The organism is Enterobacter sp. 168J2 (assembly GCF_034107265.1).
Classification (GTDB): domain Bacteria; phylum Pseudomonadota; class Gammaproteobacteria; order Enterobacterales; family Enterobacteriaceae; genus Enterobacter; species Enterobacter nematophilus.
This window is the reverse complement of record NZ_JAWNEB010000013.1, coordinates 26,598-49,492: the sequence shown is the minus strand read 5'-3', so window position 1 is coordinate 49,492 and position 22,895 is coordinate 26,598. Positions and strand designations below refer to the sequence as shown.

Annotated in this window: 20 protein-coding genes and 4 tRNA genes; 6 read left to right on the top strand and 18 right to left on the bottom strand. The window is 57.3% G+C overall.

Annotation, left to right across the window (positions count from 1 at the left end; all coding sequences use genetic code 11):
- Positions 1-26: 26 nt before the first annotated feature.
- From corA to lptM, 8 genes are all read right to left on the bottom strand, one after another.
- Positions 27-977: a magnesium/cobalt transporter CorA gene (corA, locus tag USG84_RS21620; protein WP_008501540.1), complete on the bottom strand. Its 951-nt coding sequence runs from the start codon at positions 975-977 to the stop codon at positions 27-29.
- A 150-nt stretch (positions 978-1,127) separates the two neighbouring features.
- Entirely contained in the window at positions 1,128-1,271 is a 144-nt protein-coding gene (gene ysgD / locus USG84_RS24110) for a YsgD/CorL family protein (protein ID WP_414146796.1), read from the bottom strand.
- Positions 1,272-1,333: 62 nt separating this feature from the next.
- Positions 1,334-3,496, bottom strand: a complete 2,163-nt coding sequence (uvrD, locus tag USG84_RS21615) for a DNA helicase II (RefSeq protein WP_045631335.1) — start codon at positions 3,494-3,496, stop codon at positions 1,334-1,336.
- Between the two features lie 79 nt (positions 3,497-3,575).
- Positions 3,576-4,292 carry a 5-amino-6-(5-phospho-D-ribitylamino)uracil phosphatase YigB gene (gene yigB, locus USG84_RS21610; protein ID WP_061096764.1) on the bottom strand — a complete coding sequence of 239 codons (717 nt, stop codon included), beginning with the start codon at positions 4,290-4,292 and terminating at the stop codon, positions 3,576-3,578.
- On the bottom strand, positions 4,292-5,194 hold the full coding sequence (gene xerC / locus USG84_RS21605) for a tyrosine recombinase XerC (protein WP_151413033.1): 903 nt from the start codon (positions 5,192-5,194) through the stop codon (positions 4,292-4,294). The genes yigB and xerC overlap by 1 nt, the downstream gene beginning before the upstream one ends.
- Positions 5,191-5,898, bottom strand: a complete 708-nt coding sequence (locus tag USG84_RS21600) for a DUF484 domain-containing protein (RefSeq protein WP_320738453.1) — start codon at positions 5,896-5,898, stop codon at positions 5,191-5,193. The genes xerC and USG84_RS21600 overlap by 4 nt, the downstream gene beginning before the upstream one ends.
- Positions 5,895-6,719 (bottom strand): diaminopimelate epimerase, encoded by an 825-nt coding sequence (dapF, locus tag USG84_RS21595; protein WP_061096761.1) that lies wholly within the window; start codon positions 6,717-6,719, stop codon positions 5,895-5,897. Before dapF ends, USG84_RS21600 begins: the two co-directional genes overlap by 4 nt.
- Positions 6,720-6,754: 35 nt before the next feature.
- Positions 6,755-6,958, bottom strand: coding sequence for an LPS translocon maturation chaperone LptM (gene lptM, locus USG84_RS21590; RefSeq protein WP_041911830.1), 204 nt, complete (start codon positions 6,956-6,958; stop codon positions 6,755-6,757).
- Positions 6,959-7,093: 135 nt separating this feature from the next.
- On the opposite strand from lptM, the gene cyaY reads away from it, so the two are divergent.
- Positions 7,094-7,414, top strand: coding sequence for an iron donor protein CyaY (cyaY, locus tag USG84_RS21585; RefSeq protein ID WP_151413032.1), 321 nt, complete (start codon positions 7,094-7,096; stop codon positions 7,412-7,414).
- 45 nt (positions 7,415-7,459) lie between these two features.
- On the opposite strand, the gene cyaA is transcribed toward cyaY, so the two are convergent.
- Positions 7,460-10,003, bottom strand: a complete 2,544-nt coding sequence (cyaA, locus tag USG84_RS21580; protein ID WP_253543423.1) for a class I adenylate cyclase — start codon at positions 10,001-10,003, stop codon at positions 7,460-7,462.
- A gap of 350 nt (positions 10,004-10,353) precedes the next feature.
- On the opposite strand from cyaA, the gene hemC reads away from it, so the two are divergent.
- The 5 genes from hemC (at position 10,354) to USG84_RS21555 (ending at position 15,823) form a co-directional block, all read left to right on the top strand.
- The gene (gene hemC / locus USG84_RS21575; protein ID WP_253543424.1) at positions 10,354-11,295 is read left to right on the top strand and encodes a hydroxymethylbilane synthase; all 942 of its coding nucleotides are present in this window, start codon (positions 10,354-10,356) and stop codon (positions 11,293-11,295) included.
- Positions 11,292-12,032, top strand: a complete 741-nt coding sequence (gene hemD, locus USG84_RS21570) for a uroporphyrinogen-III synthase (RefSeq protein WP_151413031.1) — start codon at positions 11,292-11,294, stop codon at positions 12,030-12,032. The genes hemC and hemD overlap by 4 nt, the downstream gene beginning before the upstream one ends.
- Before the next feature lie 20 nt (positions 12,033-12,052).
- The gene (gene hemX / locus USG84_RS21565; RefSeq protein ID WP_061096757.1) at positions 12,053-13,240 is read left to right on the top strand and encodes a uroporphyrinogen-III C-methyltransferase; all 1,188 of its coding nucleotides are present in this window, start codon (positions 12,053-12,055) and stop codon (positions 13,238-13,240) included.
- Positions 13,241-13,242: 2 nt separating this feature from the next.
- Positions 13,243-14,442 (top strand): protoheme IX biogenesis protein HemY, encoded by a 1,200-nt coding sequence (hemY, locus tag USG84_RS21560; RefSeq protein WP_061099609.1) that lies wholly within the window; start codon positions 13,243-13,245, stop codon positions 14,440-14,442.
- A gap of 169 nt (positions 14,443-14,611) precedes the next feature.
- A complete protein-coding gene (locus tag USG84_RS21555; RefSeq protein WP_151413030.1) occupies positions 14,612-15,823 on the top strand; it encodes an MFS transporter in 1,212 nt (403 codons plus the stop codon).
- Positions 15,824-16,329: 506 nt separating this feature from the next.
- Here USG84_RS21555 and USG84_RS21550 read toward each other — a convergent pair.
- The 9 genes from USG84_RS21550 to wzxE all read right to left on the bottom strand — a co-directional run bounded on the left by USG84_RS21550 (position 16,330) and on the right by wzxE (position 22,894).
- Positions 16,330-16,406 (bottom strand) — tRNA-Pro (locus tag USG84_RS21550).
- A gap of 46 nt (positions 16,407-16,452) precedes the next feature.
- A tRNA-Leu gene (locus USG84_RS21545) sits at positions 16,453-16,538 on the bottom strand.
- Positions 16,539-16,559: 21 nt separating this feature from the next.
- Positions 16,560-16,635 (bottom strand) — tRNA-His (locus tag USG84_RS21540).
- 68 nt (positions 16,636-16,703) lie between these two features.
- Positions 16,704-16,780 (bottom strand) — tRNA-Arg (locus USG84_RS21535).
- Between the two features lie 102 nt (positions 16,781-16,882).
- A complete protein-coding gene (thrP, locus tag USG84_RS21530) occupies positions 16,883-18,268 on the bottom strand; it encodes a bifunctional threonine/serine APC transporter ThrP (protein WP_151413029.1) in 1,386 nt (461 codons plus the stop codon).
- A 197-nt stretch (positions 18,269-18,465) separates the two neighbouring features.
- Complete coding sequence (gene wecG / locus USG84_RS21525) at positions 18,466-19,206, bottom strand: lipopolysaccharide N-acetylmannosaminouronosyltransferase (protein ID WP_151413028.1); 741 nt, start codon at positions 19,204-19,206, stop codon at positions 18,466-18,468.
- 12 nt (positions 19,207-19,218) lie between these two features.
- The gene (wzyE, locus tag USG84_RS21520) at positions 19,219-20,571 is read right to left on the bottom strand and encodes an ECA oligosaccharide polymerase (RefSeq protein ID WP_151413027.1); all 1,353 of its coding nucleotides are present in this window, start codon (positions 20,569-20,571) and stop codon (positions 19,219-19,221) included.
- Complete coding sequence (locus USG84_RS21515) at positions 20,568-21,647, bottom strand: TDP-N-acetylfucosamine:lipid II N-acetylfucosaminyltransferase (protein WP_151413026.1); 1,080 nt, start codon at positions 21,645-21,647, stop codon at positions 20,568-20,570. The genes wzyE and USG84_RS21515 overlap by 4 nt, the downstream gene beginning before the upstream one ends.
- Complete coding sequence (wzxE, locus tag USG84_RS21510; protein WP_151413025.1) at positions 21,644-22,894, bottom strand: lipid III flippase WzxE; 1,251 nt, start codon at positions 22,892-22,894, stop codon at positions 21,644-21,646. The genes USG84_RS21515 and wzxE overlap by 4 nt, the downstream gene beginning before the upstream one ends.
- Between the last annotated feature and the right edge of the window lies 1 nt (position 22,895).

Below are 22,895 nucleotides of genomic sequence, written 5' to 3'. Positions count from 1 at the left end.
GTAAGCGCAGCGCCACCCGCCAGATTTTACAGCCAGTTCCGACGCTTAAAGTACAGATACGGCGCCAGCCCGGCGAGGATCATAAAGATAATCGCCCCAGGGTAGCCAAAGCTCCACTTCAGCTCCGGCATAAACTCAAAGTTCATCCCGTAGCTCGATGCCACCAGCGTCGGCGGCAGGAACACCACGGACACCACCGAGAAGATCTTGATGATGCGGTTCTGCTCGATGTTAATAAAGCCCATCGCCGCCTGCATCAGGAAGTTCACCTTCTGGAACAGGGATTCGTTGTGCGGCAGCAGGGATTCGATATCGCGTAAGATCTCACGCGCCTGCTCCAACTGACCGCCCGGCAGACGCGCCTTGCGCACCAGGAAGTTCAGCGCGCGCTGGGTATCCATCAGACACAGACGCACCTTCCAGCCGATATCTTCCAGCTCTGCCAGCGTCGAGAGCGCCTCGTCGTACTCATCGCCCTGATGGCCTTCCATGATCACGCGGCTCAGCTTTTCCAGGTCGCTGTAGATGTTTTCAATTTCGTCCGCCAGCTGTTCAATTTTGGTTTCGAACAGATCGAGCAGCAGCTCGTATGCGTTTCCGTCCACCATCGCCTGGCTGCGGGCGCGCATGCGGTAGAGGCGAAATGCCGGCAGTTCGCGCTCGCGCAGGGTGAACAGACGACCGTCGCGAATGGTAAACGCCACGGTGGAGTTACCCGCGTGATCTTCCGCATCTTCAAAGAAGAAGAAGGAGTGAATGTGCAGGCCGTCTTCATCTTCAAAGAAACGGGCGGAGGCTTCAATGTCTTCCAGTTCCGGGCGGGTTGCCAGGCTTTGCCCCAGCTCAGATTGTACGCGAAGGCGCTCATCGTCGTCCGGCTCGACCAGATCCACCCATACGGCATCAATGAGGGGCTGTGACTCTTCGGCTTCAAGCCGAGTCAGTCGGTTATTTTCGAGTTGAAATGCGCTCAACATGACCGGGACTCCCAATGCAAAAAATATCGGACAGTTCGGTGGGCACACAGAAACAAATTGGGTTTCAGACCATTAAACAGCCTGACTCAGCGCGACGGGAATAATGCAGTCGCTGACAACCACTAAGGCCATCAGCAAGAGGAGATAGCCTTAGGAGTTGTTCCTGAATGACAGGGAATTGAGCCAGTATCTACTGGGTGTGTCCAAGGCGAATGTCCTCTTAGCGTAATCGTGCGCGCATGTTACGCCAGCAGTAACTGCGACGTCAACACGCAACGGAACGCTGAAGGGCATTAATTGACCTTCAACGTATAAGGCTAGCAGATTATTACAAAATAATGATATTTTTCTGAAAGTTACACTGTTTCCAGCTTGGCATAGGCGGCCACCAGCCATTTAATCCCCTGCCCCTGGAACGCGACCTGCAGGCGGCTGTGCTCGCCGCTGCCTTCCAGATTCACAATGGTGCCTTCGCCAAACTTCGAATGGCGCACGCGCTGGCCCAGCTTGTAGCCGGTGTCGGTTTCAGAGATCGGCGAGCCCATTCGTGGATGGCTAACCGGACGGCTGATGCTGGCGCGCAGACGTACCTCTTCCACGCACTCTTCCGGCAGTTCGCCGATGAAGCGCGACGGACGGTGATAGACCTCTTTGCCGTACAAACGGCGGGTTTCCGCGTAGGTTAGCGTCAGCTTCTGCATCGCTCGCGTCACGCCCACGTAGGCCAGACGACGCTCTTCTTCCAGGCGTCCGCCTTCATCCAGCGACATCTGGCTTGGGAACATGCCCTCTTCCATGCCAACGATAAACACCTGCGGGAACTCCAGACCTTTGGCGGAGTGCAGGGTCATCAGCTGAACAGCGTCCTGCCAGGTGTCCGCCTGCCCTTCACCCGCCTCCAGCGCGGCGTGGGAGAGGAACGCCTGCAGCGGCATCAGGTCTTCGTCTTCTTCGTTGTAGCTGAACTGGCGCGTTGCCGTGACCAGTTCCTCTAAGTTCTCAATACGGGTCTGGCCCTTCTCGCCTTTCTCCTGCTCGTACATGGTGCGCAGGCCGGAGTCTTTAATCACCCGGTCAGTCTGCACGTGCAGCGGCATGTCGGCGGTTTCCTGCGCCAGGGCGTCAATTAATTCCAGGAAGCGCTGGAGCGCGCTGGCGGCGCGTCCGGCGAGGGCTTTTTCCTGCAGCAGCTCGCGGCACGCCTGCCACAGCGTCAGCTGGCGATCGCGCGAGGCCTGACGCACCACGTCCAGCGTACGGTCGCCAATGCCGCGGGTCGGCGTGTTCACCACGCGCTCAAACGCCGCGTCGTCGTTGCGGTTGGCGATCAGGCGCAGGTAAGAGAGCGCATCTTTGATTTCCTGACGTTCGAAGAATCGCATGCCGCCGTAAATGCGGTACGGCATGCTCACCTGCAGCAGCGCCTCTTCCAGCACGCGCGACTGGGCGTTGCTGCGGTAGAGAATGGCGCACTGCTCCAGCGCGCCGCCGTTGTCCTGCCAGGTTTTGATGCGGTTCACCACGAAGCGGGCTTCGTCGAGCTCGTTGAAGGCGCAGTAAATCGAGATCGGTTCGCCGTCGACGCCGTCGGTCCACAGCTTTTTGCCCAGACGCCCGTTGTTGTTCTCGATCAGGGCGTTGGCCGCGCTCAGGATGTTGCTGGTTGAGCGGTAGTTCTGCTCCAGACGGATGGTTTCCGCGCCGGGAAAATCGTTGAGGAAGCGCTGGATGTTCTCCACCTGCGCTCCGCGCCAGCCGTAGATCGACTGGTCGTCATCGCCCACGATCATCACCTTGCCGGTATCACCGGCCAGCAGGCGGATCCACGCGTACTGAATGTTGTTGGTATCCTGGAATTCGTCCACCAGGATGTTGGTGAAGCGTTCGCGGTAGTGCTGCAGGATGTGCGGCTTGTTGAGCCACAGCTCGTGGGCGCGCAGCAGCAGCTCGGCGAAATCCACCAGGCCTGCGCGATCGCACGCTTCCTGATAGGCCTTGTAGACGTTCTGCCAGGTCTGCTCGACCGGGTTGCCGAAGCTCTGAATGTGGTGCGGGCGAAGGCCTTCGTCTTTCTGACCGTTGATGTACCACATCGCCTGACGCGGCGGCCACTGCTTCTCGTCAAGGTTCATCGCCTTGATCAGGCGCTTCAGCAGGCGGAGCTGGTCTTCGCTGTCGAGGATCTGGAAATCCTGCGGCAGGTTGGCGTCCATATGGTGCGCGCGCAGCAGGCGGTGCGCCAGGCCGTGGAAGGTGCCAACCCACATGCCGCCCTGGCTGGTGCCCATCAGCTGGGCGATACGGTGGCGCATCTCCGCCGCCGCCTTGTTGGTAAACGTGACCGCCATGATGGAGTACGGCGAGCAGTTTTCCACGCTCTGCAGCCAGGCGATACGGTGAACCAGCACGCGCGTCTTACCACTGCCCGCCCCAGCCAGAACCAGCAGGTTGGTGCGCGAGGCGGCAACCGCGTCACGCTGTTTGTCATTGAGGCTGTCGAGCAGGTATGAAACGTCCATTGGCACCGTCACGTCATGTCGGGCAGGCAAATGTTTCCACTCGCCAAAACCCTGTTAATTTATACAGAACAATTGATGATTATATCAGCGTCGTGAGGGATGCCAACCGCGAAATTTCCACGTGCGGCAGAAGACGGCTGTCTGTAGCGGTCATCAGCTCCGCATTTTCTGGCTTGATCCAGCAGGCCTGCATGCCGCAGCGGATGGCACCCGCCACGTCGGTGGTCAGGTCGTCGCCCACGTGAAGAATGTTACCGAGCGGCAAATTCAGCTTTTCCGCTGCCAGGTGATACATGTCGCTGAACGGCTTCGAGCGCCCGTGCGGACCCGCGCGCAGCACGAACTCGAAGTAATCGCCCAGGCCAAACAGCTCCGGCTGGGCGTTACCGTTGGTGATGGCCACCAGCGGCCACTTTTCGGCAAGCTTCGCCAGCGTGTCGTGGGTCTCCTGCGGAACGTCGATCCGGCTGCGCCATTTGGCGAAGTTTTCCATGGACGCTTCGGCACCGATGGCCGCATCCTGCGCGCTCAGGCCAGCGTTAAGCATCGCCTGCTCAACCGCCCGGCGACGCCATTCGGTCACGTCGTGGTAAATGTCCGGTTCGGTCTCCCGCAGGGACTGGCGCAGCTTCTGGAAATCCTTGTTCTGCATCGCTTTCAGCGCCGGATGGTAGTTCTGCACAAACGCCAGCGACTCCTGCTCGGTACGCAGGATCACCTCGCGGTTGTCATAAAGGGTGTCATCAAGGTCAAACGTCAGGGCTGAGATCTGACCGAGTGGGCGGTAAAAACGCATTATTTCCCCCGTTTGGCGCGTGGATGCGCCGCGTCATACACCGAGGCAAGGTGTTGGAAGTCTAAGTGGGTGTAGATTTGAGTGGTCGACAGATTCGCGTGGCCGAGCAGTTCCTGTACGCCGCGCAGATCGCCGCTCGATTCCAGCATGTGTGTCGCAAAGGAGTGGCGCAGCTTGTGCGGATGCACGTGGCTGTTCAGTCCCTGCTTGATGCCCCACTCCGCAAAGCGCTTCTGCACGTTACGCGCGGAGATCCGCTTGCCGAGCTTAGATAAAAACAGCGCATCCTCTTCCGCGCCAAACAGGCCGCGCAGATCCAGCCAGTGCTCAATCCAGGAGACGGCATTGCGGCCAATCGGCAGGCGGCGCTCTTTGCTGCCCTTGCCCATCACCCACACTTCGCCGGATTCCAGATCGAGATGCTTTAAGTCGAGGTTCACCAGTTCGGAGAGACGCAGGCCCGCGCCGTACATCACCTCCAGCATCGCGCGGTCGCGCACGGCCAGCGGATCGTTAAGGTCGATATCCAGCAGGCGGTTTACGTCGTCAACATCGATATTTTTCGGCAGATGGCGCGGGGCTTTCGGCGTGGCGATCCCTTTCGCCGGGTTGGCTTTCAGGCCGCCCTGGCTGACCAGCCAGTCGAAGAAGCTGCGCAGCGCAGAGAGCCGAAGCGCAAGGCTCGCCGGGCTGAAATTTTTTTTACGGCTACGCACGACGAACCCGCGTACCGTGGCGGCGTCACATTGTTGCCAGCTTTTCAGGCCGATTTCTTCGGCAATCTGGATGATGGCATCAAGCTGACGCTGATAGTTGAGCAGCGTGATGGGGCTGAGCTGACGCTCAACGCCCAGATAGCGCAGAAAGCGCGAGACGTCAGTGCTGAGCAGTCCGTCCGTCATACGCGTTCAATCCAGCGCTCCAGCAGCTCGGGCAGCATCAGGGCGATCTCCTGCAGGAGGTGCGTGGCTTGCCCCTGCTCATAGTGGTGCACGTCGCGGCTGGTAAATAATATGACTCCCAGGTCGCCATCGCGCCCCATCAGCGACATCGCCACCGAGCCAATCGCTTTGGCTTCCGGTAACACCACCAGCAGCTCAGGTCCGTTCAGCGGCCCCAGATAGTGGTGCTCATGGCCCAGGCGCTGAATGCGCAGCGGCTCAAACGCCTGACGGCTGAGCGCCAGATGGGTAAACCCCGACGGTGCGCCAATGCGCCAGCGGTCAGGGAACAGACGAATCGTTGCGCCCGCCAGCCCCAGCTCGCGCGCCCAGCGGTGGAAGCGGCTGAGAAACTCTTCGAGGCTGTGCGCCGAGGCCAGACGCGCCTGCAGGTGCAGAAGGCGATAGAACAGGCTTTCGTTGGTGCTGGCCTGCTCCATCAGCAGCGTCATGTTCTCTTCAAGCTGGTTGATTTGGTTACGCGAGCGCGCCATGTGCCATTCGACCAGCGACACGGTCCCGCGAACCGGATGCGGCACGCGCATCTGTTCGACGACGCGTGCATTGCGAATAAAAAACTCAGGATTGTTCAGCAGATAATCAACAACAGCGCTGTCGTCCAGTTCCGTCACTGTTTCCTGCAGTTCTTCCCCTGGTTGTTTCATAGATGGATAAACCCGTCATAAACATGTGTCGCCGGGCCCGTCATATACAGTGGATGACCCGGTCCTTTCCAGGCGATATCAAGCCGACCGCCCGGTAATTCCACGCGAACCTCTTCTGCCAGTAACCCCTGAGAGATACCGACGGCGACAGCTGCACAGGCGCCGCTTCCGCAGGCCTGAGTTTCGCCCGCGCCGCGCTCGTAAACCCGCAGGCGGATGTGTTCACGCTTCACCACCTGCATAAAGCCGATGTTCGCGCGCTCCGGGAACCGCTCGTGGCTCTCCAGAACCGGACCGAGCGTTTCAACCGCCGCGGTTTCCACGTCATCCACCTGAATCACGCAGTGCGGGTTACCCATCGAGACGACGCCGCACAATACTGTCTGCTCGGCCGCACGCATAATATAGGTCTTTTCCGCTTTGTTTGCGCGAAACGGCACGGCGGAAGGCTCGAAGTTCGGCTCGCCCATATTTACGCGCACCAGCTCGTCGTCAGTGACGCTGAGCACCATACGACCATTAGCGGTACTGACGCGGATATCGCGCTTGTTGGTCAGCCCCTTCAGGCGGACAAAGCGGGCAAAACAGCGCGCGCCGTTGCCGCACTGATTCACCTCACTGCCGTCCGCGTTAAAAATACGGTAGTGGAAATCGAGGTCAGGATCGTAAGGCGGCTCAACCACCAGCAGCTGATCGAACCCCACGCCCACGTGCCGATCCGCCAGGCGACGGATCAGTTCCGGGGAGAAAAACACATTCTGCGTTACCGCGTCGACGACCATAAAATCGTTGCCAAGGCCATGCATTTTAGAGAACTGCATCATTTGCTCCATTGCGCGGGTACAGAACGTTGTCGTCAGAGGTTAACCTGAGTCGGACCGCCGTTGTCGCCACGATCGTTAGTCTTTGGCGTGGAAGACTCAATGCCGCTGTTAACCGGTTTTGTCGGCGGCGGCGCGGTTTTATCCGCAGGCGGGAAGTAGAGTGGTCCCTTCAGTCCGCAGCCGGTCAGGCTAAACAGCGTGATGAGAACGGCAAGCGTTCGGAAAGCGTTTTTCATTATAAAGTTGCCCGTAAGTTCAAATCTGTTTCTATCATCGCAGGAGAAGACACAAAAGCAAGAGTTTGCCGCTTTCCTGCAACGGGAATTATTTAGCGTTATACTGCCGCCATCACGAAAAACAGGAACAAAACCATGAACGACAGTGAATTCCATCGCCTTGCCGACACCCTGTGGATGACCATCGAAGAACGTATCGACGACTGGGACAGCGATAGCGATATCGATTGTGAAATCAACGGCGGCATTCTGACCCTGAGCTTCGAAAACGGCAGCAAAATTATTATTAACCGCCAGGAGCCGCTTCACCAGGTGTGGCTGGCGGCCAAACAGGGCGGCTATCACTTTGATTTGAAGGGTGACGAGTGGGTTTGCGACCGCAGCGGCGAAACGTTCTGGGATCTGCTGGAACAGGCGGCGACCGCGCAGGCGGGTGAGGATGTGAGTTTCAGGTAGTTTCTGTGCCCGGTGGCGGCTACGCCTTACCGGGCCTACAAAGGCTCAGGAGAAATACTGCTGCAACAGCGGTGCGGTATCCTGATTCGCAGGCACCGCAGGGGTAATCGCCTGCGTACGGAACGGGATCACCTGCGCTCGCCCATCCACGTTCACAATCTGGTAGAACTGCGGCAGGTTGAAGTTGATAAAGCTGGAGCCGTAGGTGAAGCGGTCATGCGAGGAAGAGTAGAAGCGGCTGACGTCGCGCACCAGCTCCTCTTTGCTGCCTTCACAGTGGTGATACACCTCGGCGCGGTTGGTCTCATCCAGAATGTAGATGTTGAACCCGGCATCGTCGCCCGACTCTTCAAAGAAGAACTGAATAATCCCTTCACTGGCAAAGCCGTCCACCACCTGCGGCAGCTTGACGTGGTTGGTTTCCACCTGAACTGACAGGCCATGCAGCTTGTTGTGCGAAATCGCGCCGTAGAACTCAATGGCGTTTTCCAGCTTCTGTACCGACACGTTCAAACGCTCGAAGAACAGGCCCCAGGTCTGCCCGGAGACACGCAGCGCTTTAAAGCGCCCGGTTTCCTGACGGGTGCTGGAGAGACGCAGTTCGATGCACTCGGAGACCAGCTGCTGTACGCGGGTACGAATTAAACCGCGCAGGTGCTGGCTGTAGCAGAACACTTCGACGCTGTCCGGCGGCGCGGCGTCCTGGTGCATCTTGCCGAGAATGGTTTTCAGCGCTTCGATCATCGCCTGCTCGCCGTTGAAGTGCAGGGTACGCACTTCGTTCCACGAGTTGCGGTACAGCAGGTCTACGCTGCCCACCAGGCAGTTTTGCTGCTCGCCAAAGCTGAAGACGTCCAGCTTGCGGAAGTCAAAATGGACCACCTGATTGCGGAAGGCCGCCGTCGGGTCGTACTCCAGGTTGACGATAATCGCCAGGTGGCGGATCTCGCACGGGCTGTAGAGCGCTTTCGGCGTCGGCGCAGGCAGACGCAGCGGGAAGTGGTGCGAGACATCCGCCACCATCTCCTGCAGCTTGGCTAAATCGACGACCTCGTTGCCCTTGATAAACAGCCGCGTGCGCGAGGTCAGCAGGCCGTTAAACCAGGCCCACGCCACCAGCTTGTTCAGGTAGCGGTTATACTCCAGCGGCTGATGGCTGATAATCGAATCCATGCTTGGCGCACGGTTGTACAGATACCACCCTGTGCGGTTTGCGCGGCCCGGCGGCACGTAGATAAAGGTCAGGTTTGGTTCAGACAGGTCAGGCGAAATCTGCGGGTTAACCAGGGTCACTTTGCCCGGCAGCGCTTCAAACGCGGCGTACAGCTTACGGGTTAACACCCCGATATCCTGCGGGCTGGCGGACACGCTGAGGTTGTTCCGGCGCGCAAAGCGGATCAGGTTACGGTAGCTTTGCATCATCGCGTCGAGCAGTTCGTTGTGCGCTTCACGCACCTGATCGATCTTCCAGTTGGCGCGGTTATCGAGCATAGACAGACGCGCTTCGTCCCATCCCCACTCTTTCACTAGCTGACTGACCACTTCACGACGCCAGCCCACGCAGGCGCGCTCGCGGCTCAGCTTTTCACAGACTTTGAGATAGAAACACCGACGCACCAGGTCAAGACGCGTGACGTCATCAATGGCTTTCAGGTATTCGGTAACGCGCTCCAGCATCATGCAGTAGGCGTCGAGCCCGTAGGAGACAATCTCGCCATCGTGCAGGCGCTGCTTGATATCTTTCGCCAGCAGGCGCGGCGTAGGGTATTCCCACGAGTAAGCTTCGAGCAGCAGCGTTTTCAGCACCGCTTTATACGGTGAATCAATGCTCTTATAGAGCTGCCAGAGGCTTGCGCCAAAGTACTCTTCGGCGGACAGGGAGCTGAGGCCGCCCAGGTCCAGCCATTCGTTTGGCGTCAGTACGCCCTGCGCGTAAAGCGACATGACGTAGTCGTCGTAATGCTCTTCTTCTTCGCACGGGACCATATTCCACAGAATACGCTTCCCGGCCAGACGAACGGCAGTACGGTAAAATTCATCCAGCAACAGGATGTGCTGAGTCGAGCCGCAGTCTTCACCACCCAGACTGCCGCTTTCATTATGGCGGAAACGGTTTTCATCAATCAGGAAGAAGCTCACTTCCACGCCGAGCGAGGCCGCCCAGCTCTCCAGCAGGCTACATTTACGCTGCAGCAGCTGTCGCTCTTCGTTATCGAGCCAGGATTGATGGCAGACCCAGATATCCAGGTCCGAAGAACAGCTTTGCCCTACCGATGAGGTGCTCCCCATAGAGTAAACGCCGGTAATCGGCAGCTCACCTTTCGGAGAAACCTGAGGCGGCATGCCGCGGTAGAGTTCCAGCTCGTTCAGATAATGCTGTTGGGTTTCATCAGGCGTGAAGAGGCAAATGCCCTGGGGAACGTTACCATCAAGGTAGCCAGGCATTAGCGGATGGTGATAGTGCAATAATGTCGGCAGCAGACTGTATACCTGCTGGAAAGCAGGGCCCATGGCAGCAAGCGCGCGATCCACACGCAGTTGATTTATGGCATCCAGTCTCTGTTTCAGAGTCTCAATATAGAGGTACAAGACGTATCGCCTGATGTTTCCGGGTGTCGTAAGCTATTCAAAACACGAATAACAGCGAGCCCGCAGTATTTCAAAAAGATAACCGTTACCCTTTTTTCGCCCTTATCATTATGGTGGTACCGACGAAAAAATGGTCTAAAACGTGATCAATTTAACACCTTGCCGGTTGACCGTAAAGAAAGATGCGCTACATACAAGTGTAGCACCGTTCTGTACGTGTAAATTCCTGAATACGGCTACGGCTGACGAATACGCCGCCTTGTCCCTCTCACGCTTCATCAACCGTAAAACTGCCATCCCAGAGTCAACAATGTTAGGATGGTTAGCGATTGATAATGACGGTAACAAGCATGTTAGACAATGTTTTGAGAATTGCCACACGCCAAAGCCCTCTCGCGCTCTGGCAGGCACATTATGTTAAGCAGCGCCTTGAAGCCTGCCACAGTGGATTGCGCGTCGAGCTGGTGCCGATGGTCACGCGCGGTGACGTGATTCTGGATACGCCACTGGCGAAAGTGGGCGGCAAGGGCCTGTTTGTCAAAGAGCTGGAACTGGCATTGCTTGAGAACCGCGCCGATATCGCCGTACATTCGATGAAAGACGTGCCCGTCGAGTTCCCTGAAGGGCTGGGGCTGGTGACCATCTGCGAGCGCGAAGATCCGCGTGACGCGTTTGTCTCGAACCACTATGACTCGCTCGACGCGCTGCCGGAGGGTAGCATAGTTGGCACGTCCAGTTTACGCCGCCAGTGTCAGCTGGCGGAACGTCGTCCTGACCTTATCATCCGCTCGCTGCGCGGTAACGTCGGCACGCGTCTGGGCAAGCTGGATAACGGCGATTACGATGCCATTATTCTTGCCGTTGCTGGCCTGAAGCGTCTGGGGCTGGAGGAACGCATTCGCGTGGCGCTGCCGCCGGAGCTGTCGCTGCCGGCCGTGGGCCAGGGTGCCGTTGGCATCGAGTGCCGTCTGGACGATGCGCGCACCCGCGAACTGCTCGCCCCGCTGAACCATGACGAGACCGCGACCCGCGTAAAAGCCGAGCGGGCGATGAATACTCGCCTCGAAGGAGGGTGTCAGGTGCCGATTGGCAGCTATGCTGAATTAACCGAAGGTGAACTGTGGCTGCGCGCGCTGGTGGGCGCCCCGGACGGTTCACAGATGGTGCGCGGCGAACGTCGCGGCAAGCCGCAGGATGCCGAGCAGCTTGGCGTGTCGCTGGCGGAAGAGCTGCTGAATAACGGCGCGCGTGAAATTCTGGCCGAGGTCTATAACGGAGAACCCCCTGCATGAGTATTCTTGTCACCCGCCCTTCTCCCGCAGGAGAGCAATTAGTGAGCCGTCTGCGCGCACTGGGGCAGGTGGCCTGGAGTTTTCCGCTGATTGAGTTCTCCCCCGGCCGGGAGCTCTCTGCGCTCGCCGACCAGATGAATACCCTGCAGGAAGGCGACCTGCTGTTTGCGCTATCGCAGCATGCCGTGGAATTTGCCCACGCGCAGCTGCAACAGCAGGGCCTGGCCTGGCCTGGCGCCCCGCGCTATTTCGCGATTGGCCGCACAACGGCACTGGCGCTGCATACCGTAAGCGGTGCGGATGTTCGTTATCCGTTAGATCGGGAAATCAGTGAAGTCTTGCTACAATTACCTGAATTACAAACTATTGCCGGAAAGCGCGCGCTCATTTTGCGCGGCAACGGCGGCCGCGAACTGCTGGGCGAAACGCTGCGCGAACGCGGGGCTGACGTCACGTTTGTTGAGTGCTACCAGCGCTGTGCGAAACACTACGATGGCGCACAAGAGGCGATGCGCTGGCACGCGCGCGGTATTAATACGCTGGTGGTCACCAGCGGTGAAATGTTACAACAGCTTTGGTCGCTGATACCGCTTTGGTATCGCGAAAACTGGTTACTCCGCTGTCGGCTTCTGGTCGTCAGTGAGCGTCTGGCGAACCTCGCCCGGGAACTGGGCTGGCAGGATATTCGGATCGCTGATAACGCCGACAACGATGCGCTGCTGCGCGCATTACAATAACTCTCAAATGGGAAGCCATAATGACGGAACACGAAAAATCCTCCGCCGTGGTTGAAGAGACCAGGGAGACTGTGGAGACAACGCCACAGCCAGAGACGACCGAGAAAACCGCTGAGAAGAAAAACGGCAGCAATAAAACCAGCCTCGCGCTGAGCGCGATTGCCATCGCCATTGCGCTGGCCGCAGGCGTCGGCCTGTATGGTCTGGTGAAGCAACAGAGTGCTAACCAGACGGCCACCAGCGATACGCTGGTCAATCAGCTTACCTCCCTGCAAAAGGCCCAGGAAACGCAAAAAACCGAGCTGGAAGCGGTGATCAAGCAGCAGGCCGCCGCGCTTGCCGAGGCGAACAGCAAACAGGAAGAGCTGACCAAACAGCTGGGCGAAGTACAGCAGAAAGTCGCCACGATCTCCGGAACCGATGCCAAAACCTGGCTGCTCTCGCAGGCCGATTTCCTCGTCAAACTCGCCGGGCGTAAGCTGTGGAGCGATCAGGACGTGACAACCGCCGCCGCGCTGCTGAAAAGCGCCGATGCGAGCCTGGCCGACATGAACGACCCGAGCCTCATTACCGCGCGCCGCGCGATTACCGAAGATATTGCCAGCCTCTCCGCCGTTTCACAGGTGGATTACGACGGCATTATCCTCAAGGTAAACCAGCTTTCGAATCAAATTGATAACCTGCAGCTGGCGGATAACAACGACGACGACTCCCCGATGGACTCCGACGGTACCGAGCTGTCCAGCTCCCTGAGCGAATGGCGCATAAACCTGCAGAAAAGCTGGCAGAACTTTATGGACAGCTTCATTACCATCCGCCGTCGCGATGAAACCGCCGTACCGCTGCTGGCGCCGAATCAGGATATCTATCTGCGCGAAAACATCCGTTCCCGCCTGCTGGTCGCGGCGCAGGCCGTGCCGCGCCATCAGGAAGAGACCTACAAACAGGCGCTGGATAACGTTTCGACGTGGGTACGCGCTTACTACAACACCGATGATGCAACGACCACCGCGTTCCTCGAAGATATCGACAAGCTGAGCCAGCAGAACATCACCATGAACGTGCCGGATAAGCTGGCCAGCCAGCCGATTCTGGAGAAGCTGATGCAAACGCGCGTGCGTAACCTGCTGGCGCAGCCGGGCGTACCGGCCGAGCAGACCGGCACAGCGGCGGCACCAGCGCCTGAAAGCGCGCCACAGGGAGAGTAATGATGCTAAAAGTCCTTTTACTCTTCATCCTGCTGATCGCCGGGATCGTCCTGGGGCCGATGCTTGCGGGCCATCAGGGATACGTCCTGATCCAGACCGATAACTACAACATTGAAACCAGCGTAACGGGTCTGGCGATCGTTCTGATCCTCGGCGTCGTGGTCCTGCTTGCCGTTGAATGGATCCTGCGCCGTATTTTCCGCACCGGTGCCCATACCCGCGGCTGGTTCGTTGGCCGTAAGCGCCGCCGCGCCCGTAAGCAAACGGAACAGGCGCTGCTGAAGCTGGCCGAAGGCGATTATCAGCAGGTTGAGAAGCTGATGTCGAAAAACGCCGACCACGCGGAACAGCCGGTGGTGAACTATCTTCTGGCAGCCGAGGCGGCGCAGCAGCGCGGTGATGAAGCGCGCGCTAACCAGCATCTGGAACGCGCGTCAGAACTGGCGTCTGGCGACCCGATCCCAGTGGAAATTACCCGCGTCCGCCTGCAGCTGGCGCGCAATGAAAACCACGCGGCGCGCCACGGCATTGACCGTCTGCTGGAAATTGCGCCACGTCATCCGGAAGTCCTGCGCCTTGCGGAGCAAGCCTATATTCGTACCGGCGCGTGGGGCTCGCTGCTGGACATCATTCCGTCGATGGCGAAGGCCGAGGTGGGCGATGATGAGCATCGTGATGAGCTTCAGCGTCTGGCATGGATTGGCCTGATGGATCAGGCGCGCGCCGACCTGGGCAGCGACGGCCTGAAAACCTGGTGGAAGAATCAAAGCCGGAAAACGCGCCAGCAGGTCCCCCTGCAGGTGGCCATGGCGGAACATCTTATTGAATGTGACGATCATGACACCGCGCAGGAGATCCTCCTCGACGGCCTGAAGCGCCAGTACGACGATCGTCTGGTCATGGTGATCCCGCGCCTGAAAACCAATAACCCTGAGCAGGTCGAAAAAGTGCTGCGCCAGCAGATCAAAACCGTCGGTGACCGTCCGCTGCTGTGGAGCACGCTGGGCCAGTCGCTGATGAAGCACGGCGAATGGCAGGAGGCGAGCCTGGCCTTCCGTGCGGCGCTAAAACAGCGTCCGGACGCGTTTGACTACGCGTGGCTTGCCGATACGCTGGACAAACAGCATAAGCCGGAAGAGGCGGCCGCCATGCGGCGTGATGGGCTGTTATTGACGTTGCAAAATAACGGTACCCAGCCGTAATTCAACAGGAGGCCAGACGGCCTCCTTTTTTTATCACGGTTCTCCTGCTACATTCTTTACACCGACAGCTGCAAACGAACCCGCCAATGTAACGATATCTTTTCATTAACCTTTTTTCGCACATGCGCGATTTGCGCATGGACTAAATCGTTTCTGAAAGGAAATCGTCATGAACTCGCTTTTGTATGCGCTTATTGAAGCGCTGCGCTGCCACCGCTGGCTGCGCCTGCTTGCCTGTGCTTTTATCTTCTCTTCTCTGGGAAATGGGTTAACCCAGGTCGTCGTCTTCGGCCTGCTGTTAGCGTGGTCGGCCCCGCCAGCGCTGCTGACCCTCGCTTTTCTGTTCGCCACGGTGCCGGGGTTTATCGGCAGTATGCTCGGTGAAAGGCTGTGTTCGCGCTATTCTCCGGTATCCCTGCTGATATTGACCGAAGGACTGGGCTTGCTTGCCCTGCTCTTTCCCCTGCTTGGCGTGGGTTATCATAGCGTTGCAGCGTTACTCGCCGTGCAATCCACCGAAGCGCTGCTCAGCGGGATGAGCTGGCCCGCCCTGACGTTGCTCTTCAAGCGCGGCCTCAGCGAAACGGAACTGCCTGCCGCCACCTGCCTGGAAAATGTGATTTTTGCGTCTCAGGTGTTGTTAGGTACCGGTCTGGGCGTGGTGCTTTTTCAGAAGATACCCGTGCTCGCCTTGCTGACCATTGATGCCATCAGCTTTCTCGGGTCGCTGGTCATGTTATGGCTGGCGGGACGCCTGTTTTCTTCGGCGTCGCGCACTGGCCATATGGAAAAGAGGGCTTCAGCTATATTGCGCTGGCAGACATTGACCGTTCGGCAGAAACGCAGCTTGCTCATTTTGCCAGCGCTGGCCGCCGTCGGATCACCCGCGATGGCGCTTCTTCCGGCGCTGGCCCAGCAGCTCCGTCCTCAGGATGCGGCGGGCCTTGCGCTGCCTCTGCTTTTCGCAAGGAGTATGGGGCAGCTTTGCGGCCCCTTACTGCTGAAAAGAGACAGCCTGGCGCGTTTTGCGGCTCATACGCCGCGACTGTTGCTTTGCCTCGGTATCTTTGTGGCCGCTTATGGAATGCTGCCGTTTATGGCCGGCTGGACAGGGTACGCGCTGGGAATGATCTTTGTCGCGCACCTGGCCTCAAACGTGCTCTTTGCGGCGGGTACGTTTGGCGTGCTCAGTAGTTTTCAGGCCACGCAAACCGCTGTAGCCAGCGGTAAAGCCTGGCGCTGGCAAACGCTCAGTGCCTCTCTTTTTACCGGATTAGCAGCGATAGCCGCATCAGGGTTTGGCTCAGTACAGGCGCTTTATATGGTTTCGTCAGCGGCTCTGCTGATGGTTGCCCTCATCATGCGCTTTTATCGGGAATAAGGCATAAAAAAACGCCTGCTATAAAAGCAGGCGTTAAAACAGGTCGGTAAGACAACATATTTGGTGCTTCACTCAACGTTATGTCCATGGTGTCTGATGAGGCCGAAGCGACATCTGTCAGTGGACGATAAGCACCGTAAATGGCTCTGCGTCATTCCTGAGTTTATGAGGCACTAAGGCGAACATAAGAGATGGAATGAGCATCTACACGTATATTATTGCACGTAACGTGCCAGATTTACACGCAGAACTTTTACATGGCGCAACATTTTAAGATAAAAGGAAATTATGCTGTTAAGTAGCATCTGATGCTTCACAGCGTATCGGCAAAAGCAGAAATATGTCGCCAGGAAGAGACAGCAAATCCCATAAATAATTATTTCTTCTTTTTTCAATGAGTTGAATGTCGCTTAATCGCGACAGTGATACAAGGCGCTGTCGGGGGATAACTACAGGGGAGAAAAGTTGCAGGAAACAAAAAACCCCGCCGAAGCGGGGTTCAAAATTGGTCGGCGAGAGAGGATTCGAACCTCCGACCCACTGGTCCCAAACCAGTTGCGCTACCAAGCTGCGCTACTCGCCGATGTACTGCTTTTTTGAATTTTTAGTTCAATTCATTTAAAAAGTCGTGGTGCGAGGGGGGGGACTCGAACCCCCACATCCTAAGGACACTAACACCTGAAGCTAGCGCGTCTACCAATTCCGCCACCTTCGCAATTCACAACTCTTTCAATAATGGGGTGGCTAATGGGATTCGAACCCACGACAACTGGAATCACAATCCAGGGCTCTACCAACTGAGCTATAGCCACCACTGTATTCTTTCACGCGGTACTGACTACTTCTCAGACCACCGCAGCTCTAGCGCCGGGAACTAAAATGGCGCGCCCGACAGGATTCGAACCTGAGACCTCTGCCTCCGGAGGGCAGCGCTCTATCCAGCTGAGCTACGGGCGCTTAGCGCCGTTGCGGGGCTGGATATTACGTACCTCCGCCCCCGCTGTCTAGTGCTTTTTTGAAAAAAATGCGCGTTTGGTTATGGTTTGCACATTTTGCCGCTTATTCCTCCACTTTCTGCGTGGTGGCACGGCGACCCAGGCCAAAAAGCTTATACGCGGCCGTCACTGCCGCCAGGAAGATTAGCCCGACAAACAGCGACATGCGGGTATCTTCATTAAAGTACATTCCAATTAATACGCAAATCAGGAACGCCATCGTCAAATAGTTCGCATACGGGAAAAGAATCGAGCGGAACGGATGGCTGGCGATCGCTTTTTTATGCGCATGGCGGAAACGCAGTTGGCTGATGAGGATAACAAACCACGGCACCATGCCCGGCAGCACGCTGGCGCTGTAGACGTAAACAAACACGCGCTGCGGATTAGGGATGATGTAGTTCAGGCAGGAGCCAATCAGCAGAATGACAATGGAGACCGCCACGCCCGCTACCGGCACGCCAGCACGTGAGACTTTACTCATCGCCGCAGGCAGCTGGTTATTTTTCGAGAGCGCGTAGAGCATACGGCCACAGCTGTACATCCCGCTGTTACAGCCTGACAGCGCTGCCGTCAGGACCACAAAGTTGATGATACCCGCTGCTGCTGTAATTCCAATCTTCGCGAAGGTTAATACGAACGGGCTACCCGTCGTCCCGATTTCGTTCCACGGGAAGATGGTGACGATGACGAAGATCGCGCCCACGTAAAAAATCAGGATACGCCACAGCACTTTCCCCACCGCGCTACGCAGCGTGACCTGCGGATTTTTAGCTTCACCGGCGGTAATCCCGATCAGCTCCACGCCCTGATACGAGGCCACAACGATACACAGCGCCGTCAGGAAGCCCTTCCAGCCGCCGGCGAAGAAGCCGCCGTGTTCAGTCAGGTTACCAAAGCCGATGGCGCGTCCGCCGTTGCCAAAGCCATAAAAAATCACGCCCAGGCCAATAACAATCATCACGATGATGGTGGTCACTTTGATCATCGCAAACCAGAACTCGATTTCACCGTAAAGGCGCACGGCTGCAAGGTTTGCCAGGGCCACCAGCCCCACGGCAATGAGTGCCGGTATCCACTGGACCATGTCCGGGAACCAGAACTGGACGTAAACCCCTATCGCGGTGATTTCAGAGATGCCTACCGCCATCCACATAAACCAGTATGACCAGGCCGTCAGGTAGCCGAAGAACGGGCTCATATAACGGTGCGCGTAAACGGCGAAGGAACCGGTCACCGGCTCCAGAAAGAGCATTTCGCCCATTGAGCGCATGATGAAGAAAACAAACAGTCCGGCGATGATATACGCCAGTAATACGGAAGGGCCTGCCCATTTGAGGGTGCTTGCGGAGCCCATAAACAGGCCAACGCCAATAGTGCCGCCCAGCGCTATCAGTTCGATATGACGAGCTTCCAGCCCACGCTGTAGCTCCGGTTGTTTCTCTGCCATAGATCCTCGATTGTGTTTGCTGTTTCCCGGCTTAATACCGGTTATTGTTTTTTAGGGGTACTAAAATACGGTGCGAATGGTTTCTTAAAATCGGCCAAATGGCAAACGATGCATTAAAAAAATGAATGCATTGCGCAAATTATCAGCAGTTTTGCAGGTGAGTTGCAGCGCGAACAGCATATCGCGCTACATTTTGATTACATCTTACCGGTATAGTGCCAGGCGAGGTAGCGAAGCAGGCGAATCTGTCGTTTAATGCGGGTGGGTTGGGAGAGCAGGCGGTACAGCCACTCCAGCCCCATATTTTGCCAAATCTTCGGCGCGCGCTTCACGTGGCCGGTAAAGACGTCGTAGGTGCCGCCGACGCCCATATAAAGCGCATCCGGGCTGACCAGGCGGCAGTCGCGCATCAGGATCTCCTGGCGCGGGGACCCCATCGCCACGGTGACGATTTTCGCCCCGCTGTCGCGCACGCGTGCAAACAAAGCCTGCTGGTCTTCAGGCTTGAAGTAACCATTCTGGCTGCCAACGATATTAACATTCCATTGACGACGCAGTTTCTCTTCGGTCTCGGCCAGCACCTCAGGCTTACCGCCAATCAGGAACACCGGCGTGCCCTCCGCGCCAGCGCGGGCCATAAGCTGCTCCCAGAGATCGGCACCCGCCACGCGGGAAACATTAGCGTCAGGATACTTTTTACGGATAGAGCGGACCACGCTGATACCGTCCGCGTATTTAAATTCAGCCGCTTCAATCAGGCTTTTGACTTCAGCGTTATCTTCCACCGCCAGCATCTTTTCCGCATTGATAGCGACCAGCGTACCGGATTTCATCTGCCCGTCGGCGAACAGAAAATCCAGCGCGTGCTGCATGTCGCGCCAGCCAATCAGCTGCAAGCCACGAAGCGCATAGCGCGGTGCAGAAATTTTATCAGTCATTACTTTCCCTACTCAGACTTGCGACAGCGTTGTGCTGCCCTGTGGCTCGCGCTTGTGCACAAGCCCTGCGCTGTCGAACAGCCAGTACAGCAGTTTGGCCAGTAACAGGCAGATGCCAAAAACGACCATGAAGAACACTACGCGCGAAACGAATGAATCCAGCCCCTCGCGCGCCAGAACGATCATATTGAAAATGGCACCAAAGCAGAAACTGTGCAAAATGGCCGCTTTATAGCGGTTGGACTCTTCGTTACCGCGCACGTAAAGCCAGTCAAACCACTTAATAATCAACCCTACGACAAACGCGCCCGGCAGGATAAACCAGCCTCCTCCCATCACCACCAGAGAACCAATCAAGGTTGGCGAGATCGCCAGGCCCGAATGGTTGTTCAGCACTTCCCAGGTAAAATAGTTCGCGGTATTGAGCACCACGCCAGGGCGGTCCGGCCAGAGCCAGCTCGGGATAAAGACGTAGAAATCGCGGACAATCGGCGCCAGCCCCTGGAAATCAATCTTGTCGTAGTTTTGCAGCAGCAATGCCAGATTTTCCCACGGCGAGAAGGTATCGCGCGTCAGGTAGAGGAACGTGTAAAACGCCTCATCGCCCGCCACGTTCATCCCGTAGCGCTTCAGCGCCAGCCAGAACATCCCCACTATGCCAAACACCCCTGCCGCAACCAGCATCCACAGCGAGATCCAGCCGCGGATAATGCCGATAAACAGGAAGATAGCGAAAGCGATAATGATGTTGGCGCGCGTACCGCCCACAATCATGTAGGTCAGGATACCGAACGCAACGGTACTGACCAGGAAGAACAGCCACGCCTTGCTGTCCTGGCGAAGGAAGAAGATCACCAGCATCGCCGGGATGAAGAAATAGAAGAATCGCTTAAGCGCCACGCCTGAGACTTCCGCCGAAAAAATCTGGCTGTAGGAGTGGAGCTTAAACAGCAGGAAGCCGTTATGCATGAAGAAGATGCCGACGCTAACCAGGGCGATGGTCATGAGCATCACCCACGTCAGATGGGTCTCCACCCGGTTCATGGTAAAGAGCGCCCGACGCGGGGCAGCAGCCTGCACGGGCCGCAGACGCGTTTTATAGGTGACGTAGTAAACCGCATAGAAGCAGGTCGCCGCCAGCAGGGCCTGGAGAAGAATTTCCGGCGGCGCGACGCTCACGTCAAAACGGAAGACCAGAATGCTGGTCAGCGGGAAGCCGAAAAAGAAGGTCAGCAGAAACAGCAACGAGAAGAACACGTTAAAGTTGAAGCGCACGCGGCGGAACTCAAACCAGGTGAGCGTAGCGATAAACAGCGTGCTCAGAAGCCAGACAACCAGCAAGCCGCTAAACTGCAACTGACTCATGCGTTGTCTCCTGAAGCGATACGCAGCGCGCGGTGCCACGGCGTGAGGTAATTCGGGCTGAAAAAGTCGATGCTATTTTTATCCACCAGCGTGAGCTGGCGCTGTGCTTCACGTACCACTTCGACATTCAGCGTGTCTGAGGTGAACAGCACCGGAATATGCTGCTCGGCCATGTCCTGCCAGAACGGGTTTTCACGGTTAAGCACGCACGGCACACCCGCCTGAATCAGCAGGCACAGCGTACCAATCCCCTGCTGGCGGGCAAAGATGAAATAGCCCAGATCGCATTTTCGCAGCAGCGCAAGATAGTCATCAAACTCCAGCTTTTCGCTGAGAATGTGCAGATTTCCTTCGCTGAATAACGCAAGCCCCTGCTGGCGAACCTCATCAATGTAGGCGTCGTTGTTGGACGGATACCCCATCGGCACCACCACGTTCACCGTGTCGCCAAACTGCTGGTGTACCGCCCGGAGCGCGGCGACATGTTCGTTGCTGCGATCGCCGGAATTCCCCACCAGGATCGTCAGCTTGCCTTCGCGAACCGCGTCATTCGCCATGGTGTTCAGCGCCGGATCCATACGGGTTGGGAAATAGAGCAGCTCACCGCGCACGTTAGGGTACTGCTTCGCAAAATAATTCAGATCGCCACGGGTGGCAAAAACGCAGCCCACCCTTCCCTGCGCCATGCGACGCAGCGGATAGAAAAGCCGGAATTTCCAGCCGCGGGAAACTTCGTAGAGATCGGCTCCCCAGATATGCCAGCTGCACTGGGAGGGTTTAATTCCCCCGCTGAGCAGAGCAAGCCACAGGCCGGTATTGAACTGTCCGTGGAAAAAGAAACGTTGCTCACGATCCGCTTTGGCTTTGGCAATAACCGCCTTCGCCAGGGTAGCTTTATCCGGCCAGAAGGCGATTTTCAGCGCCGGAAACGCCGCGCTCAGGCCATTATCCTGACCTGCAACCATAAACTCGCGCGCATCAGGATTACCCGATGCCAGCTCGTCGTTGAAGAACCGCAAAACGGTCTGGTTATGGTGTGGGATATCCGATCCCAGGATGTGAATCAGTGCAGTCATGCGCGTTTACGCCACAATAAAAATACGCCGCAGCAGGCAGCGAAATAAACGATATAGGTTGCCATGTAGGCCTGAGCCGCCCCCAGCGCACCGTGCGCGGGTATCAGCCAGTGTGAAAATGCCGTCAGTAACACAAACTGGCTTATCTCCGCCAGGATATACAGCCGCAGCGAGGCTTTCGCAATCACCAGATAGCCGAAAACGTAAGCCCCCACTTTCAGCACATCGCCCACCAGTTGCCAGGCAAAGAGATCGCGCATGGCGGTAAACTTTGCGGAAAAAAGCAGCCAGATGGCAACATCTCGCAATAGCCAGACGGTCAAGCTGGCCGCCGCCACTGCGGGTAATACGAAACGCAGGGAGCGGGAAATTTCGCGGGTAATATCCTGCCGGGACGTCAGACGCGATAAGGTTGGCAGTAAATAAACGCTAAAGGAAGCCGTTATAAACTGGAGGTAAGCGTCGGAAATACTGCTTACGCCCTGCCAGATCCCCACCTCATCCCAGCTGTAATGCGCCGCCAGCAGGTTTCGCATCATCACGTAGGCCACCGGCAGCGTGACGGAAGTAATGAGCGCCATCAGGGTAAACTTACCCAGCTGGCTGGCAAGCACCTTGTCCCATTGCGGTTTCAGGTAGCTCAGAGGGATAACGCCCTGGCGCATCAGCATGAACGCCGCAGGCACAACAACCAGTGCCGGGACCAGCGCCAGCCCCAGCAGTGCGCCTTCATAGGCGCCCAGGCGGTAGCAGAAGTAATAGGCAATTACGCCGATGACGCTCCCCAGGATAAGCGCAAGCGCGTTGCCGGCAGCATCGCGAAAACCTTTCATCAGTGCCAGCAGCAGGTTGGCCCAGGCAATGCCCATCTGCACCAGCGCGACCAGACGCACCAGCCCCTGATAATGGGTGTGCCCGAACAATCCCTGGCTGATGGGGGCCGCCGCCAGCAGAAACACAATCGCCAGCAGGGTCGAAAAGCCCGTCACCATCGCCGACGCGGTGCCCACCACCCGGCGAAGCTGGGCCGCATCATCATGATACTGAGCAACGTATTTGGTCACGCCGTTGAAGATTCCGGCACCGGCCAGCACCCCAAGGACGGTAACAAGCTGACGGAAGTTGCCCGCCAGCCCAACGCCTGAAGGACCGAATGAGACGGCCAGCAGCTTGACGACCAGCAGTCCGGCACCAATTTTTACAAGCGTGGACGCGGCGGTCCACACCGATGCTTTTGCCAGAGACATA